Origin of the sequence: Flavihumibacter petaseus NBRC 106054, from assembly GCF_000974785.1 — a bacterium.
GTDB classification, from domain to species: domain Bacteria; phylum Bacteroidota; class Bacteroidia; order Chitinophagales; family Chitinophagaceae; genus Flavihumibacter; species Flavihumibacter petaseus.
This window is the reverse complement of the sequence record NZ_BBWV01000002.1, coordinates 551,487-568,144: the sequence shown is the minus strand read 5'-3', so window position 1 is coordinate 568,144 and position 16,658 is coordinate 551,487. Positions and strand designations below refer to the sequence as shown.

The 16,658-nt window shown below is 49.5% G+C and carries 10 protein-coding genes; 1 reads left to right on the top strand and 9 read right to left on the bottom strand.

Annotated elements, in window-relative coordinates:
* Nucleotides 1-8: 8 nt before the first annotated feature.
* The gene (locus FPE01S_RS12245; RefSeq protein WP_046369263.1) at nucleotides 9-2,234 is read right to left on the bottom strand and encodes a GH92 family glycosyl hydrolase; all 2,226 of its coding nucleotides are present in this window, start codon (nucleotides 2,232-2,234) and stop codon (nucleotides 9-11) included.
* Between the two features lie 76 nt (nucleotides 2,235-2,310).
* On the opposite strand from FPE01S_RS12245, the gene FPE01S_RS24895 reads away from it, so the two are divergent.
* The gene (locus tag FPE01S_RS24895; RefSeq protein ID WP_052955738.1) at nucleotides 2,311-3,732 is read left to right on the top strand and encodes an outer membrane protein assembly factor BamB family protein; all 1,422 of its coding nucleotides are present in this window, start codon (nucleotides 2,311-2,313) and stop codon (nucleotides 3,730-3,732) included.
* Here the strand turns inward: FPE01S_RS24895 and FPE01S_RS12235 are convergent, their stop codons facing one another.
* From FPE01S_RS12235 to FPE01S_RS12200, 8 genes are all read right to left on the bottom strand, one after another.
* Complete coding sequence (locus FPE01S_RS12235) at nucleotides 3,733-4,194, bottom strand: DUF1572 family protein (RefSeq protein WP_046369262.1); 462 nt, start codon at nucleotides 4,192-4,194, stop codon at nucleotides 3,733-3,735.
* Between the two features lie 43 nt (nucleotides 4,195-4,237).
* Entirely contained in the window at nucleotides 4,238-5,854 is a 1,617-nt protein-coding gene (locus FPE01S_RS12230; protein WP_052955737.1) for a glycoside hydrolase family 43 protein, read from the bottom strand.
* A gap of 87 nt (nucleotides 5,855-5,941) precedes the next feature.
* On the bottom strand, nucleotides 5,942-7,537 hold the full coding sequence (locus tag FPE01S_RS12225) for a RagB/SusD family nutrient uptake outer membrane protein (RefSeq protein WP_157474008.1): 1,596 nt from the start codon (nucleotides 7,535-7,537) through the stop codon (nucleotides 5,942-5,944).
* Nucleotides 7,538-7,548: 11 nt separating this feature from the next.
* Complete coding sequence (locus FPE01S_RS12220; RefSeq protein ID WP_046369855.1) at nucleotides 7,549-10,848, bottom strand: TonB-dependent receptor; 3,300 nt, start codon at nucleotides 10,846-10,848, stop codon at nucleotides 7,549-7,551.
* A 194-nt stretch (nucleotides 10,849-11,042) separates the two neighbouring features.
* On the bottom strand, nucleotides 11,043-12,185 hold the full coding sequence (locus FPE01S_RS12215; protein WP_046369854.1) for a FecR family protein: 1,143 nt from the start codon (nucleotides 12,183-12,185) through the stop codon (nucleotides 11,043-11,045).
* Between the two features lie 60 nt (nucleotides 12,186-12,245).
* Entirely contained in the window at nucleotides 12,246-12,845 is a 600-nt protein-coding gene (locus FPE01S_RS12210; protein ID WP_046369261.1) for an RNA polymerase sigma-70 factor, read from the bottom strand.
* 96 nt (nucleotides 12,846-12,941) lie between these two features.
* The gene (locus FPE01S_RS12205; RefSeq protein WP_046369260.1) at nucleotides 12,942-15,707 is read right to left on the bottom strand and encodes a carbohydrate-binding protein; all 2,766 of its coding nucleotides are present in this window, start codon (nucleotides 15,705-15,707) and stop codon (nucleotides 12,942-12,944) included.
* Complete coding sequence (locus FPE01S_RS12200) at nucleotides 15,704-16,651, bottom strand: ROK family protein (protein WP_046369259.1); 948 nt, start codon at nucleotides 16,649-16,651, stop codon at nucleotides 15,704-15,706. The genes FPE01S_RS12205 and FPE01S_RS12200 overlap by 4 nt, the downstream gene beginning before the upstream one ends.
* Nucleotides 16,652-16,658 lie beyond the last annotated feature (7 nt).

The window sequence follows — 16,658 nt, the reverse complement described above, 5'->3', positions numbered from 1 at the left end:
GCGATACCTTATGGCCGGTCGCCAGGCGCTTTTCCCCAGGTAGCAGATGGCGTTTTGCCCATTTCAATCTCCAGCTTTCCGCCTCGCACGAGGTCTTCGTGGTGAATATAACTTTTCGTATAGGGTTTACCGTTCAGCCACATGCGCTGGATATAGAGGGTTTCCGGGCCCTGGTTTTTTACTTCTATGGTGAACTGTTTGTTACCCTGGAGGGTCACTACAGCCCTATTCATCAGGGGACTTCCGAATACGTAAACGCCGGATGCAGGGTTCACCGAATAGAATCCCATTGCTGACAGCACATACCAGGCACTCATTTGCCCGGCGTCTTCATTGCCGCAAATGCCATCCGGTTGGTTGGTGTAAAACTCCCTGGTGATCCTCCGGATCAGTGCTGCCGTCTTTTCAGGTTGCCCTGCATAGGCATACAGGTAAGCGATATGGTGGTTGGGTTCGTTTCCCTGTGCGTACTGACCGATCAGTCCCGTTATATCGGGAGAGGCGTCTGTTAACATGGAGGACGGCGCAGCAAACAGGGAATCAAGTTTCTGCACAAAGGGCTTTTCACCGCCGAAAAGCTGTATCAATCCCTTCACGTCATGCGGAACGAGCCAGGTATATTGCCAGGCATTTCCTTCGCAGAAATCATTCTGCCGGTGGGCTGCCTGGTAAGGATTGAAGGGATAACGCCAGGAATCTGCTGAAAGCCGTCCCCGCATATGCCCGGTGCCGGCATCAAAATAGTTTTTGTACAACGCAGCTCTTTTCATGAAGTAACGGTAGTCTTCATCTTTTCCCATGGCTTTCGCAACCTGGGCCAGCGACCAGTCATCGATGGCATATTCGAGCGCCTTGGCCACCGATTCCTTTACACTATCAGCTGGAATGAATTGCAGTTGCTGCACATATTGCAGTCCATCTGTTTTTTGCATTGCAGACTGCTTCATTGCTGCGTATGCCAGCTTTGTATCGTAATCACGGTAGCCTTTCAGATAGGCATCCGCCATAATGGGCACTGCGGAGTAACCGATCATGGTATTGGTCTCATTTCCGTTCAGATGCCAGACGGGAAGTTTGCCCTGTTGCTGGTAGATCTTCAGAAAGGAGCGGACAAAATCATTCACCCGGTCGCTATGGATCAGGGTAGCCAGCGGATTCCAGGCCCGGTAGGTATCCCAAAGAGAAAATATGCTGTAGTTGCTGTGACCGGAGAGCGCGTCTGCTGCATCGTCGAACAAAGCCGGCGAGATCATCGTATGGTACAGCGAAGTGTAGAAAACTGTTTTGGTCGTTGTATCCGCGTCAAATTGAATTTTTCCCAGTTCATTGTTCCATAATGCATCGGCCTGTTTCGCCACCTCTTTGAAATCCCATCCTGGCATCTCCGCACGGATATTGTTCAGTGCATTGGTGGAGCTGGTTGGTGAGATACCCACTTTCACCAGTATATCCGGCTGTTTGAAAGCATCGACGTATAGCGCTGCCTTTATTTTTTTGCCTTTCGCCGATTGGCCCTGTGCAGGGATAGAATCATTAAAGAAAAGTACCCTTTGAACCGGTCGTGAGGTAGTGATGGCGAAAAATATTTTCTGGTCTTTCGCCCATCCGGTAGAAAAGCGATATCCTTCAAACGTGGAGTCATTCACCTGGTGCATATAGGTGTCTGTGGGTCCGTCCCATCCCATGCCGAAAGCGAGATCTACCAGGATATGGGCATTATCTGTTTTATTGAAGTGATAGTGGTGCAATCCTACCCGTGCCGTAGTAGTAAGTTCTGCATCTACATCATAACGGTCGAGGTGAACGCTGTAGTAACCGGGGCGAACCTGTTCATTTGCGCGGGTGAAGTGTGATCCATATCCTGTTTCCAGGTTTTCAAATGCGCCCGGTTTCACTTTCACCGGTCCGTTCGCCGGCAATAACAGAATATCATTCAGATCACCGATTCCGGTGCCGCTCAGGTGGGTATGGGTAAAACCCAGGACCTCTTCACTGATATAATTGTATCCGCTGCACCAGTCCCACCCACCCAGTGCATCCCAGGAACGCATGATATTGGAGGGCCCGAGTTGCATTGCTCCGAAAGGAATACTGGCACCAAGAAATACATGCCCGTGGCCCTCTGTGCCGATATAGGGATTCACCCATTGCGTATACCTCCCGGGTTGCGCCGACGATAGTAAACCTGTAAACAACAACAGCAACAACCCTGCGGAACATAGCCTTTTAAACATCAAAATCGCGTTTAGGCCGCAATTTATTCAATCCCCGAGAAATGCCATTCCCCTATCTTCGTACAAACCTTAGCCCATGAGAAATTACCTGGCTGTTGCAGCCATTTTCTGCCTTACCTTACTATTCACCGGTTGCACCAAATCCACCGAAGTGATCACTGACCCGGAGGTGCCTGAAATTCCCGATCCCGAACTACTTATTACTGCCATTCAATTCAAATCGCTGACCGGACAAACCTTTGCTTTCGAAAAGGTGACAGTAAAAATCGGAAAGGATACTATCATTGTAAGCCTCCCTTACAATGCCGACCTCGAACGACTTGTTTCTACCATCAATCACAACGGCATTTCAATTTCTCCGGAACCTTCCACCATCACGGATTATCATGAACCTGTGTCCTTTACCATCAGGGCAGAAAGCGGAAAGAGCCGCGAATACGTAGTGGTGGTAAGTGCCGTATACCCATCAGCAATGTTGTATTTCGGAGGCAGCGACAATATGCTGCATGCCTGGAATGCGGCAGATGGAGCCCCGGTGTGGACCTATGCCGGCACACAATCTTTCGCGTATTCAACGCCAGCGGTTTCAAAAGGCATTTTGTATGCCGGTGGTATAGACGGCTACCTGTATGCATTTGATGCCATGAAAGGCACTGTCTTATTCAAAACTTTTCTTTCGGGAACCGGAATCGAATCACCACCCTGCATTAACCGAAATACTGTTTATGTGGGCACCAATGATGACTTTCTTAATGCCCTTGATGCCACAACCGGGGAAATCAGGTGGCAATATCCAACCTGGGGCAATGTCAGTACCCGTCCGGTCATTTACCAGGACAGGGTCATCTTCGGCAGTTCTGATGGCTTCCTCTACGCGCTGGATACCGCTACGGGAAGCTTGCAGTGGAAATTTGCCACCATGGCAATGATCAATGGCAGTCATCCTTACCTGGACAATGACGTGGTATATGTGGGTTCCCGTGATGGATTTCTTTATGCAGTCAATGTCTCAGACGGCAGTCTGAAGTGGAAAACGGATTTCGGTGGCATTTCCCTAGAAGATTGCGGACCTGTAAAAGCCGGCAACAATATCCTCATTGCGGGCTGGTATAATACCTGGGATTCTTCGCAGGCCGGAGCCCTGTATGCAGTGGACGCTGGTACAGGATTATTGCAATGGACTGCCTTGCCGAATACCGGCTTTTCTTCCGATATAGCGTTGGACGGAAACAATGTATTTGTAAACGGAGATGATCTTAAAATACATGCATTATCCATAGCAGACGGGCATGAAATATGGTCACACCAGGTATTTGGAAATGGCGGCAGCCCCATTGCTGCCAACGGCGTGGTCTATGCGGGAAGTGGCGGCGAACGGCTCTTTTATGCTTTCGACAGCAAAATGGGCAAAATCAGATGGCAGAGGCGGGTAGAAAATTCCATTATGATCGGGAAGGCGCTGTTTATAGATAAGAACGGCGCACCCTCAGCGCCATAATTACCCGGGATCCTGTGTCTCATCCAGCAGCCGCCGGTGATAATTGACTTGCCCGAGATGGTACGCTAAATGTGTGGCCAGGTGTACGAGCATATAATGCATGGAGGTGATCCGGTCAAATACTACGATGGGATAATCGCGTTCAAGGTCGGTGCCATAAAGTTTTTCAAGGGAAACGTCCACCACGTGGATCGTATCGTCGATCATTCGCAGTAAATCCTCGCGGGGAATCATTTTCTGTGAAAATTCGAGGTCCCGGTTCCGAATGTAATCCGTAGCACCGATCTCCTTACCGATATAGGTATTCAGGTTGCCGACAAGGTGCAGGCAGAGATTACCCGCTGCATTTGCAATCTGTTTATCTTTCTTCCAGATATTTTCTTCGTGCCGGTATAATTCTAATTCCTGCCGCAATTTATTCAGGTCCCTTCTGAACAAACTTTTTAGTGTATCGATGATCATGCTGCAAATTTCGGTTTGATCCGGCATACTACTTCCCGATATTTTAGTAATCAACCCCGCTGAACCGGAACCAATTGAAGTCAGCACTGCCTCCCACGCCTTCCGTTTTTGTACTGAAATTGAAAAGGGCAAACCGGTTGGCTGTCCAGTCGTATCCCAATCCCATCTTCAGCTGGTTGCCGAAAGGAAAATAATTAATACCGTCAGTACTGTAATAAAAATGCGCTGAAAAATCACTGTGATCCGCGACTGCCCTGATCCAAATTTTGCGCGGCTGAAATCCAGCAATGCTGTCCATCACTTTACCATTGTTTACCATCACGAGCGTTTGTACATCTCCCTCCTTCCTGACGCCGATATAGGCATAGGGGGCCTGGAAAATTCCGAAACCCGCAACATTGCCATCTTTCAGGTTGGACAGGCCGAGTTCAACTGTTCCTGCGGATGTCGGTCCCTGCACTCTTTGTGTCAGCGTATTCCTGGCCATGACAAGATCGTCGGCCAATGACGCATGCAACCGCATGTAACCCTTTCTTTCCTTCAGCGACCACATTGAATTATCGGGATTATGGTTCCACTGCCATTGCAAACCCAGTGCAGGGTTATTGAATTCATCGGCCGTCGCCGGAACAGCGATGGTTCCATTTCTGACGGACACGGGCTTTTTGTAATCAACCACCCCTTTACCATTGCCAGCCTTTCCAAGCATTGGCCAGTTGTCGATCCATTTTACGGGAACGAGGTGTGGCACCCTACCAATCGGGCCACGGTCCTGCATGATGATAAACCACCAGCTGCCGTCTTTCAACTGCACCATACCGCCCTGGTGCAGCCCGTTACCCGGATAGGAGCTTTCATCCTGAATGATCACCCTGCTTTCATAAGGACCATGAATATTTTTACTGCGGAGACAAACCTGCCAGCCTTCCGTACCGCCAGCCGGGCAGGTAATATAGTAGTAACCGTTCACCTTGTAAACATGTGAACCTTCCATATTATAGGCTTCGTAGGGTGCTGTGGATCCTGCTGGTTTTGGCACCGGCCTGGTCCATATTTCGACAGGCTGCCCCTTTACCGAAAGTGCGCCGGCAGCAAGCTCCGTCACGAACAACTTCCCCTGTCCGTGCACCACATATACTTTCCCGTTGTCATCGAAAAACAAACCCGGATCATACATGTATTCCGGGAATATCGTGCGGGTCCAGGGACCTTTAATATCCTTCGCCGTACAAATGGAAAATTGTCCCGGTTCCTTATCCCACCGGGGTGTACAGAAGCCGACATAAAACAGGCCGTTGTGGTGCCTGATCGTAGCGGCCCATGACCCCCGGAGGTACATCTGCCCGCCTTCAAGGTTATACCGGGGATCTTCATTGAAACGCTCCACAGCATATCCTGCCATTTCCCAGTTCACCAAATCCCTGGATTTCAGGATCGGGCATCCTGGCACATAATGCATACTCGTCGACACAAAATAAAACTCATCGCCCACCCTGATTATATCCGGATCAGGCCAGTCTCCCCATAACAATGGGTTTTTGAAAGTCCCGTTACCGTTATCCGGTGTCCAGACCTGTTTCGGCAATGCGGGCTGGGCAAAAAGATCCCGCTGCTGCAAAAGGGCAATGCACAGCAGAAGAGAAATTATCCTGGTTACCATTGAAGAAAGATGTTGAAAAATCAGTAGTGAAGGGGGGCAAAAATTCGCCCCCCGTTTTTTCATAGATAGTTATTTTCCTGATGGGAATCAGTACCCGGGATTCTGGGAAAGATTCTTGTTCAGGTCGATCTCCTTCTGGGGAATGGGGAACAAATAGTTCTTCGTATCGAATACTCTTTCTGAAACGGGACTGATCCGCTCATTGGTAAGTGTCAGGTTGCCGTTATCCGGATTAACACTGCCAAGCAATGCCCCGGTTACTGTTCCCGGCATTACCGTTTCACCGATTTTCCAGCGTTGAATATCAAACCAGCGAAGTCCTTCCATAGCAAGTTCTACCCTGCGCTCCCTGCGAACAAGCGTACGCAGCGATGCCTGGTCATTATATATTGACTGGTCAGTAACGGGCATCCCGGCTCTTTGCCTTACTGCGTCAATGGCATTGTAAACACTGGCATCGATCTGGCCGGCTTCAATTTTCGCTTCTGCATAGGTCAGCAGCATTTCGGCATAGCGCATGACGATAAAATTCAGGCCGGTGTTGTCAATGTCTGTGCCATATTCGGTACCCCGGAAATCCTCCAGTTGCGGAATGAATTTCCGGACATTGTATCCTGTGGGAGAACAGTTGTTGTTTTTGTAGTAATCTGTTCCGGAATAAGGATCAAAATACGCGCCTTCATACATGGCACCGGGCCGGATGATCGTGGCATCCAGCCGCGGGTCACGGTTGTTATAGGGTTGCGATGGATTATAGGCGGCGTCCGTAGAGATCGTTTTGCCGTTGATGGTCTCATAGGCATCCAGCAGTTGCTGCGTGGGAGAAACGGAGCTCCAGCCGCCCTGTGAATTTGGCGCCAGTACAATCAACACCCAGGCAGCATTATCATCTTTCAGGTATTGCACATCGAGCATCACCTCTTCATTGTTGGCATTTCCGGGCCGGAAGAGTTCTGAATAGGATGGATACAGGCTATAGGTAAACGGTGCAGTCATTAATTGCCGGGTAGTGGCAATACAATCCGCCCATTTTTCATTGAACAATTCTGTTCTTGCCTTCAGTCCCAGCGCGGCACCCCTGGTGATGCGGCCTATTTCTGTTCCCTCGTAGGAGACCGGAAGGTCGGGCGCAATTGCATTCAGTTCATCCAGGATAAACTGTACGACTGCTGCCTTGGGGGTGCGGGAGACGGTATTGGCTTCAGCAGGGCTCAGTTCATGTAATACCAGGGGAACATCGCCGTACACCTGGCTCATGATAAAATACTGGTAGGCCCTCAGGAAGCGCACCTCTCCTTTCATGCTGGCTTTCAATTCATCTGAAAGGGCTGTGGAAGGAGTCTTGTCGACATTATCGAGGAACCAGTTACATCTCTGAACAGTGGTATAGTCCCATCGGCCGATTCCGTAATCAGTTGGCGTGGCATAGCCGGAAGCCAGTGTTTCATATCCCTCCCAGGGGAACTGGTCATAGCCATTATCGGTCATGCAATCGTTGTAAACAATATTGTCGCCAAGTTCCCATCCGCTGTAGCAGCCATTAAGTGCTGCAGTCACATCCTGCCTGGATGTCCAAAGAGAGCTGTTGCTGTATGCATCGAGGGGACTTCTGTCCAAAAAATCTTTTTTACAACCGGCCAGCGTCAACACAGATACGCAGGCAAGCAGATATATATATTTCATGATATTATTTTTTAGAATCCAACATTGATGCCGAAGGAATTGACTACTACCTGGGGATAGCTGTAGATGCTTCCTGTAGAGCCCACCTCGGGATCGATCCATTTGTAAAAATTGGTGATCGTCAGAATATTCTGTCCACTGTAATAGAGCTTCACATTCTTCAGTCCCACTTTGTTTACGAACCTGGCCGGAAGATTGTAAGCCACCAGTAAGTTTTTCAGCCGCAGGTAGGAGGCATCCTTTACCCAGAAAGATGATGGTGTGCTGGTTGGGCTGTTTTGTTTGTAGCCATAAGACAGTCTCGGGAAAGCGGTGGAAGGGTTATCCGCTGTCCATCTGTCCAGGTAAACAGAAGTGGGTTTATTGACGTCGGGGCCAACTTCACCGATCAGGTTTCCGCTTGCCACTTTAACACCACCAGCTCCCTGAAAGAATACAGACAACTCAATTCCTTTCCACTGCGCCCCGAGTGTCAAACCATAGGTGATTTTGGGGAAGTAAGTACCGAGATAGGTCCTGTCATTGCCATCAATAACGCCATCGGGTTTACCGGAGGGACCGCTGATATCGCGATAGATCAGGTCACCTGGTTCGATCTTACCCCCACTTTGTGTGGCATGGTTATCGATTTCTTCCTGCGTCTGGAAGATTCCATCACAGATATAGCCATACAGCGAGTTGATGGGGTAACCAACATCGGTAAAGGTTCCGCCGGAAATATAGGGACCGCTTCCCTTGAGATCGTTGACTTCATTTTTAATAAAGGCAATATTGGCTGCAACGTCGTAGGTAACCTCCCTGAACTGGTTGCGGTAACCCGCGGAAAACTCCCATCCTGAATTGGATACAGCACCAGCGTTCTGGTAGGGAGAAGTAAGGCCATAAACTGCACCAACTGGCAGATTCAACAGGATATCAGATGTCTTCCTGGTAAAGTAATCGGCTGTAAACTGGAGCTTATTCCTGAAGAACGTTGCGTCCATGCCGATATCTGTTGTGGTAGTCGCTTCCCATTGAATGTCGGAATTTGCCCCATTTTTGGGTGCGATGCCGGAGGCCAGTGTCTGGTTGAAAGAATAGTTGACGCCGGTTGAAATCGTGGCGTAAGTGGGGTAATAGCCCACCACATTCTGGTTGCCTAATTGTCCCCATGATCCCCGCAACTTCAGTGAATTCACAATTGGCAACAGTCGTTCAAAGAAACTTTCCCTGGAAATATTCCACCCTGCCGAAAATGAAGGGAATACACTCCACCGGTTACCCTCTGCAAAGCGGGATGAGCCATCCCGACGAAGGTCTGCTTCCAGGAGGTAACGGCCTTTGTAGTCATAGTTCAGTCTACCGAAATAGGATTGCAGCGCCCATTCCTGGGAATAGCCTTCATTTTGTTGTCCGTCTTTGGGAGCAGCATTCAATTCCGTCAGGGTATTGTTCAGGAATCCCTGGCGGTATGCGTAAAGGTAGTTGTATACCTGTTGCTCCTGCGTTGCGCCTAATGTAATTTTAACCTGGTGGTTTTTCGCAATGGTCTTCTGGTACTCCAGGATGGCCTGGAGGTTGGTGTAGGTTGTTTTATCGGAACTCTCAATGAGATTATTTGGGCCCTGGTATTTTGTTGGTTCGCCGGTGGAACCACTATAATACTGGATATCCTTTACAAACTGCTGACGTCTTCCGCTATTGGACCGGTAACTGAATCCGGGCCTGAAATGCAGGTCTTTGATGATTTCCCAGTCCAGTCCGAAATTGGTAGTCAGGATATCTCCGGTAGTTTTATTATAGGAACCTGCTTCGAGCCAGGCCATGGGGCTGCCATCGGCCACATAGCCATAAGCGCCGTTGGGATATTTATAGGGCACGGTATTGGAAATACGGTTAACCATTCTCACCAATTGAGAGAAGCCGGTAGCATAAGTGCTGACTGGTTCGCTGAACGGAGCGTGCTGATAAGCCAGGTTCGTATTGAAGCTGAGCTTCTCATTGATTTTCGAGTTCAGGTTAAACCGGGTAGAATACTTCGTAAAGCTGCTTCCCTTTACATTGCCTTGCTGGTCAAAATAACCAACAGAGGCCATGTATTGTGTTTTGCCGTCACCTCCGCTCACGTTCAGGTAATGGTTCTGCTGAAAACCTGGTTCTGTATAGAAAAGGTCGAGCCAATCGGTATTCGGGTGTGTGGGATCCGATCCATCTTTGAATTTCCGGATATCTTCTGCTGACCATTTCGGCGACTTCCCTTCGTTGGCAAGTGCTTCGTTATACAGTTCAGCCTGTTGCCATGCAGGAAGGAAATCGGGCAGGCGATGAACATCCTGTTTACCCACATAGCCGCTATAATTTAACTGCAACTGGCCCTTCTTTCCACGTTTGGTGGTAATCAGGATTACGCCGTTTGCTGCACGGGAACCGTAAATAGCGGCAGAAGCAGCATCCTTCAACACTGTTACATTTTCAATATCATTGGGATTCACTTCACTCATGGAGGCAATAACACCATCGACAACTACCATCGGGTCACTGTTGTTCAGGGTACCGATACCGCGGATGCGGATAGTACCAGCATCCCGACCGGGCTGACCGTTTGTGGTGGTAACTGTTACCCCTGCCATTTTTCCCTGCAGGGCATTGGCGGTACTGGTTACAGGCCTGTCTTCAATTTCTTTACTTCCAACTGACGAAATTGATCCTGTCAGATTTAGTTTCTTTTGGGTGCCGTAAGCAACGACAACTACTTCGTCAACCTTCTGATCAGCCAGCTTAAGTACTACATTGAAAGTGCCGGATTTGGTGACGTGCAGTTCTGTGGTCTGATGTCCGATGTAGGAGATCTGCAGTCGCCCGCCGCCTTCCGGAATTTCCAGTTTGAAGGCACCGCTTTCATCAGTTGTTGTCCCCTTGTCAGTTCCTTTCAGCCTCACAGAAGCGCCAGCCAGCGGGCTTCCGTTTTCGGTTGTAACATTGCCCCTTACTTCGATTGGTGCAGCGGGTTGTTCCAGTTTGACAGTGCCGGATTCCTGCTGACGCGGCTGAATCACAATCGTTTTGTCAATAACAGAATAAGTAAAGGGCTGTCCGCTGAAACACAGTTTTAATGTCTCCTCCAGCGTTGCATTCCTGACGTTGACCGTACTTTTCCTGGCGCTGCTGATCAGTGATTGTGTATAAGCAAAGGTGTAGCCGGTTTGCTTTTCAATCTTTTCCAGAATTGTTTCGAGGGCGGCATTGGTTTCCGCCAGTGTAATTTTCTGGGAATAAACTTTTGCGCTGACCTGCAGGCAGCAAGCAAGCATCAGCAGAGCGGCAATCTTCATGATCCGCAGGGTTTTGGTTAGCTTTCCCCCACTACAACCAGGGGGGATACAAATGGCGTTTAAATCCATAACTTTGATTTGTTTGGGTTACACAAAAAGCAGTCTTGCGGGACTTATTTTTAATGGGTTGACCCAAACAACCTGCTGGGAGTGTTGCAAGCGCTTCCAGCTTTTGTTTAAGGGCACCCAGGTATTTAAGGCTTCACCATGATCTTGTTTCCATTGACTTTAAAATGCACCCCCCCTGTTGTTTCCAGGATCCTGAAAACATTGGAGACATTGGTGTTGCGATCCATCTTTATATAGAACTTCTCCTTCACTTCTTTCTCAAATTCCACGTCTACATTATACCAGCGGGCCACCTCACGCATAATGCTGTTGATATCAGCGCCTTTGAAAATGAACATTCCATCTTTCCATGCCATTACTTCGCTGATATCCACGCCATTCAATATTCTCGTCCTGTTACCAGTTAATACTGCCTGCTGACCTGGCCGGAGCCGAACCAGATCATCATTCAGGGTAACATCAACAGCGCCTTCAAGCAGGGTGACCTTCAATGCCGTTTCATCGTCGTACGCATTAACGTTGAAATGGGTTCCCAGAACGCGGACCGTCATAGCGCCGCGTGTCACATGAAAGGGCATGTTACTGTTTTTAGCCACTTCGAAATAAGCTTCACCCGTGATCGAAACTTTTCTTTCGCTGCCGTAAAATGCCACAGGATAGGTAAGCGATGATCCTGCGTTCAGCCATACCCGGGAGCCATCAGCCAGAATAACCGCTGCTGCTTTGCTGCCACGTGGATTAAAGAGTGTATTGAACCGGGGAGTTTCGGTTTTCAGATCGTTGGCCTGGTAAACAATCTCCCCGTTGGCTGATCGGAGAATGCTTACATTGCCCTGAACAGCCAGTTCTCCTTTGCCGGCTTCATCGAGAAAGACCTGCTGACCATTGGCGAGTGTGATCGAAGCACGATTGGAGGCAGGTGGCTGGATATCATTGACAGGAACCGACCGGGCCTCAGTGTTGTTGACGGACACCTGTCCTGATTGGCGATAAAAAATATACACACCAGTTCCAATGGCCAGTATTACAGAAGCCGCTGCTGCCCAACGCCATAAATTCCCAATGCGAAAATGATTGTGAACGCTGATTTCTTTCTGAAGGCGCATTTCCATCTCCTGCAGCAGGCGCTCCAGGTCCTGTTGGTTAAACTGAAGGTTGCCGGTTTCCACCAACTGGTCATACCAGGTCTCGACCAACCGGGTCTCATCGGGCGTACATTTCCCGTTGCGGTATCGCTGTAACAAATCCCTTGCCTGGTTGAAATCCATGTTGCCGGCTTTTATTATTGTATGTCCGGCCAGCAAACAAAAAGGGGTAATAAAAAGATATTATTTTTTTAACAGCAGGAAACCAGCCAGAATGGAAGCTGTACTGGCAGTTTGACCCAGCGCCAGTTTTATTAGTTTCATGGCATGCTGGATATGTTTCTTCGAAGTTTCGGAAGAGATCCCCATCTTATCAGCGATCTCTTTGTGACTAAGGTGTTCCTCCCTGCTGAGTTTATACACCTCCTGCATTTTGGGAGGCATTCTGGAAACTGTCTGATGAATAATGAGTTGGGCATCTTTCAGTTGCAGTCTTATTTCTGCAACAGGGGGCATGGCGCTGCTTTCAATATTTGACAGCTGCGAAACATAGTCATGGCGAACAATGTTCCGCTCAATAAAATGAATGACTTTGTAACGGACGCTTGTTTGTAAATAGGCGGCAAGAGATCCTTCAACCTGCAATTCTGTACGCCGGTTCCAGAGGGAGAGAAATATATCCTGAACGATATCGGCAGCTGCATCCCTGTCACGAAGCGCTTTTGCTGCAGCCATATACAGGCCTTTCCAGTAGCGCCTGTAAAGGTGCGTGAAAGCCTGCTGATCGCCTGCTGCCATAGCAGACAGCAGCGCCTCATCACTATGTAAGCAGCTATATGGCATGTAGATAACATCGTAAAATTAGAACATACCATTGTACTTTTTAACGGAAGCAGCGAGGTTAAGCAAACGATTGCTTTAAAATGAACAACCAGTTGCCTATAGCGCTATTATCTCCAGGCAGTCTATATAGGCTTCATTTTTATAGCCTGCTCCTTTGGCAAAAGACATATTGTTGTCGTATCCTTTCTGCTCAGGATTCAACACAAGACGCAGTTCATGTTTTCCTTTGGTTAGATGGGGCAAGGTCAGTTGATTGGAGCGGGTCCACTGGCTCCAGTTCCCCGATGACTCCAGGATAAAAGTCCCGATGTCTTTTCCATCAACGAGTACTGACCGGATATAGCAGTAAACATCGTGGGGACCGTTGCCGTTGGATCCCCTCAGGGTAAGACTATAGCGGCCATCTGCGGGAATGTCAAAAACAAATGCGGGTGAAGTATTGCCACTTGTTTCGTCCTTAACGTACCCGGTTCCGGAATAACCGGTAACCGGCGTTGTAGCATCGGGTTTTTTGGGTGCGGGCGGAAGCGACAATACCGGAACAGGTGCCGCACCGGAACGCACTGCCATATTCCCTCCCTCCGCTTCTACCGTTGCCTGGAACCCGGAATACACCACCACGTTGGAGCAATCAGAAGCAAACCCCTTATCGTCTTTTGCGTAGACCGAATAATATCCAAAGGGTTTACCGGCGAGGGAGTAAGGTGCCTGGATAAGCGTATCCCTTTGCGGCGAGCGGAGATAATACTTCAATCCTGGTACGGGAGTCCAGCGCAGCTCATCTCCTGTTACCTGTAAACCAGGTTCAACCGGGGACCAGTCTTTGCCGGGGCCGGGATTTACCAGGTTCATGACCTGCTTTCCCTGGCTTTGGGTACTGTTCTGCATCACCAGGCGAATCTCAAAATTTCCTTTGGCAGTTGCGGGAAACACATAGGGCAGCTGTTGTGGACTGCCATTGACCGAAAGGGATGCAATGGTTGTACCCGTACCTTCAATGGTGATGTTCACCATGGCATCGCGGTATACCAGTCGCTCGAGACGGAGTTTCCCGTTCACAAGCTCTTTGGGAACCACGGGTGAGAAACGGATTCCCGCCGGCGTCATTTCCATCCCGAACAGCATCCGGTAAACCATACTGATGTAAGCTGCAACAGACCAGAGCTGCCTGTCGGAGTTCAACGCAGTGTTCTCATCAAAACCGGTATCATAGGTCATATTCTCTTTGTGGGTAAGAAACATGGCGCCCTGCCGCATCAGCGACTTCATCAGGTGCGTGGCCACAGTTTCATTGCCGGATTGCTTTGCCATATACATCAATGGTGTTTGCCAAACTGCCCAGATACTTTTGTTGTGATAAGCAAAATCATCCGGAATGGTGGGATAAAGGGTGGCGCCACCATAGGGATAGAGCGGGTATTTTGCCACGATACTGTTCACCTGCTCCGGCGATGCTGCACCCAGCAGGGCGCATAACCCGTTAGACATGATGTCCACCCGGTCAGACGGTTTATAGCTGAGAAAGGCGGGGTACAGGTAGGCGGTATACAGGCCTTTATCCTTGTTCCAGCAATATTTGTCAAGTCCCTTTTGGATACTTTGCTGGTAATGCTGCCACAACCTGATTTCTTCTTCCTCCTTATTCAGCAACACACCGGCTTTTTCCAAAAAGCCGTAACAGAAAAAATGCAGGGCATTGGTTCCGGTGGAAAAAGACTCACCAATATTTTCATTGGAAAACCAGTTGGGATAAGTATGTGTTCGCCAGTCCATGGAACAGGCTTCGCCGCGGAAAAGGCCGACCTGTTCATCATAGGCAACATGTATATCTTTTAACGCTGTATAACGCAGACCCTCATACGCTTCTGCCAGCCAGTTCCTGTCGCCTGTCACGAGGTAGTACTCCCATGCAGCGATGGCCCAGACGACACGGTCTGTGGAGATCGGCCATGATCCCCCGGTACCGGTGTCCTGCAGCGCTTCCTTTGGATTTTTCAGTGTCTGTTTCCGAAGGGTATTCAGGGAGATGGATGGGTTCATCCAGGAAAAAGCAAAATAGATGCTGTATACGGCATCACGGGTCCACGTATCGGGCCAGAGCTTGCCGGTGCGGAAAGTACTGTCGTCCCTGAGGTTCAGCACCATTTCTTCAAGCGCCATATTGTATAAAGCAGCCAGCATTGGATTGCCCTCTGCTGTGAAGGCGGGATAATTGCTGATCGCTTGCTGCAGTTTCCATTGATGGCCCGCACCGTGGTAGTTGGACCGGATTTCAGTAGCCGAGACGGCCCGGGCAATCCTGTTGCCTAAAAAAGAGGCATCGGAAACGCTGTCTGGCGCGATCGCAAAAGGAAGAGCAGTTCCTCCTTCGCGCACTACTGTCCATTGCGTGGAATAGTCTTTGTCCCGGTCCTTTTCTGCTACGGTGATCGTATTGCCTTCCTGGGAGAGGAATTGGCGGTCTCCCGTGGCTTCATTGGAAACGCTGTACCAGCTGCAGCTGGTCATATTGCGCCAGCCATATCCTTTAAACAGCCAGCGGGCCTGTTTTGCCGAAGTATCCGTTGCTTCCCTCACAACGGGCCTCGAATTGTTATCCAGCTGCAACACGTGACCGGTTTTCTTATTCCTGAAACGAACGGCCTCTGTAGCGGTTGCCTCCGCTATCCAGCGATAGCGGTCGTCAGTGGCTGCTGCGCCAGTCAGCAAAACACCATTGTCTTCATAGAAATACTCGCCTGTAGCCCGGTTCTGAAAGCTCCATTCAGACGTGGGGCGCTGGCTTTTATGGGCAGACTGGCAGGCTGCGATAATCACCAGGAAAACTGATGCATACAAGGCTATTCGTCCGGTAAATTTCATACGGCTGTAATTGTTTCCTGAATTTTAAAGGAAGCTCCCAGGAGTGCTGCGTGATCTCCCTTTTGGGCCAGCACGATGTCTACGGTGTGTGTCGGCGTCCAGGCGAGTGATGCTACTTTTTGCTTGAGATATGGCAGTATCACTTCGCTGCTGTTCATGATTCCACCAGCCAGCACGATAACCGACGGATCGTAAGCATGGATGAAGGTGGTAAGCGCTGCTGCCCAAACATCCAGGCATTCATTGCGCACCAGCAGGGCATCTGAATCACCGCCACCAGCCAGCAGGAAGATCTCCCTGAAGTCAAGACCGAAAGCCCTTTCTTTGAAAGCTGGTGTAACAGCTGCATGATCCCTGATCACAGCCGAGAGGAAAGCAGAGGAAGCCATCGCTTCCACGCATCCGCGGTTACCACAATTGCAGGTTCTCCCCTTGTAGTCAATGGTAAAATGTCCACCCAGTGAGCCGCCCTGGAAATGTGCGCCGTACAATACCTTTCCATCCATGACGACACCCGTTCCGATGCCGGTTCCTATGGTAACCATAACCATATCATTGTATCCTTTTCCCGCCCCGTATTGCCATTCACCGATCAGAGACAGGCGGGCGTCATTGTCCAGGTACAACGGAACCTTCCATTGCTGCTGCGCCCATTCCACCAGGTCAAGCTGAATGGCATCATCATATTTCTTGTTGGTAGAGAGTACTTTTTTCCTGCGGGGATCAACAATACCCGGAAACGCAAGGCCTATTCCGCCCAGGTCTGAAGGATCAAGTTGCTGGCTTTGCAGCAATCCGGTTATGGCAGCATCGATGCGTGAGAGACTGTTCTGCAGCCCTTTTCCCGAGCTGGCATCAAGTGTTTGAAGGGCCATGACAGAGCCAGCCTGCACCACTCCGATCTTGATAATGGTTCCCCCCAGGTCTATTCCTATATGATACATACTGATC

Coding starts and splice junctions, on each gene's coding strand:
- FPE01S_RS12200 (WP_046369259.1), bottom strand. CDS start 16,651: ATGTATCATATAGGAATAGACCTGGGGGGAACCATTATCAAGATCGGA.
- FPE01S_RS24895 (WP_052955738.1), top strand. CDS start 2,311: ATGAGAAATTACCTGGCTGTTGCAGCCATTTTCTGCCTTACCTTACTA.
- FPE01S_RS12235 (WP_046369262.1), bottom strand. CDS start 4,194: ATGATCATCGATACACTAAAAAGTTTGTTCAGAAGGGACCTGAATAAA.
- FPE01S_RS12230 (WP_052955737.1), bottom strand. CDS start 5,854: ATGGTAACCAGGATAATTTCTCTTCTGCTGTGCATTGCCCTTTTGCAG.
- FPE01S_RS12245 (WP_046369263.1), bottom strand. CDS start 2,234: ATGTTTAAAAGGCTATGTTCCGCAGGGTTGTTGCTGTTGTTGTTTACA.
- FPE01S_RS12210 (WP_046369261.1), bottom strand. CDS start 12,845: ATGCCATATAGCTGCTTACATAGTGATGAGGCGCTGCTGTCTGCTATG.
- FPE01S_RS12215 (WP_046369854.1), bottom strand. CDS start 12,185: ATGGATTTCAACCAGGCAAGGGATTTGTTACAGCGATACCGCAACGGG.
- FPE01S_RS12225 (WP_157474008.1), bottom strand. CDS start 7,537: ATGAAATATATATATCTGCTTGCCTGCGTATCTGTGTTGACGCTGGCC.
- FPE01S_RS12205 (WP_046369260.1), bottom strand. CDS start 15,707: ATGAAATTTACCGGACGAATAGCCTTGTATGCATCAGTTTTCCTGGTG.
- FPE01S_RS12220 (WP_046369855.1), bottom strand. CDS start 10,848: ATGAAGATTGCCGCTCTGCTGATGCTTGCTTGCTGCCTGCAGGTCAGC.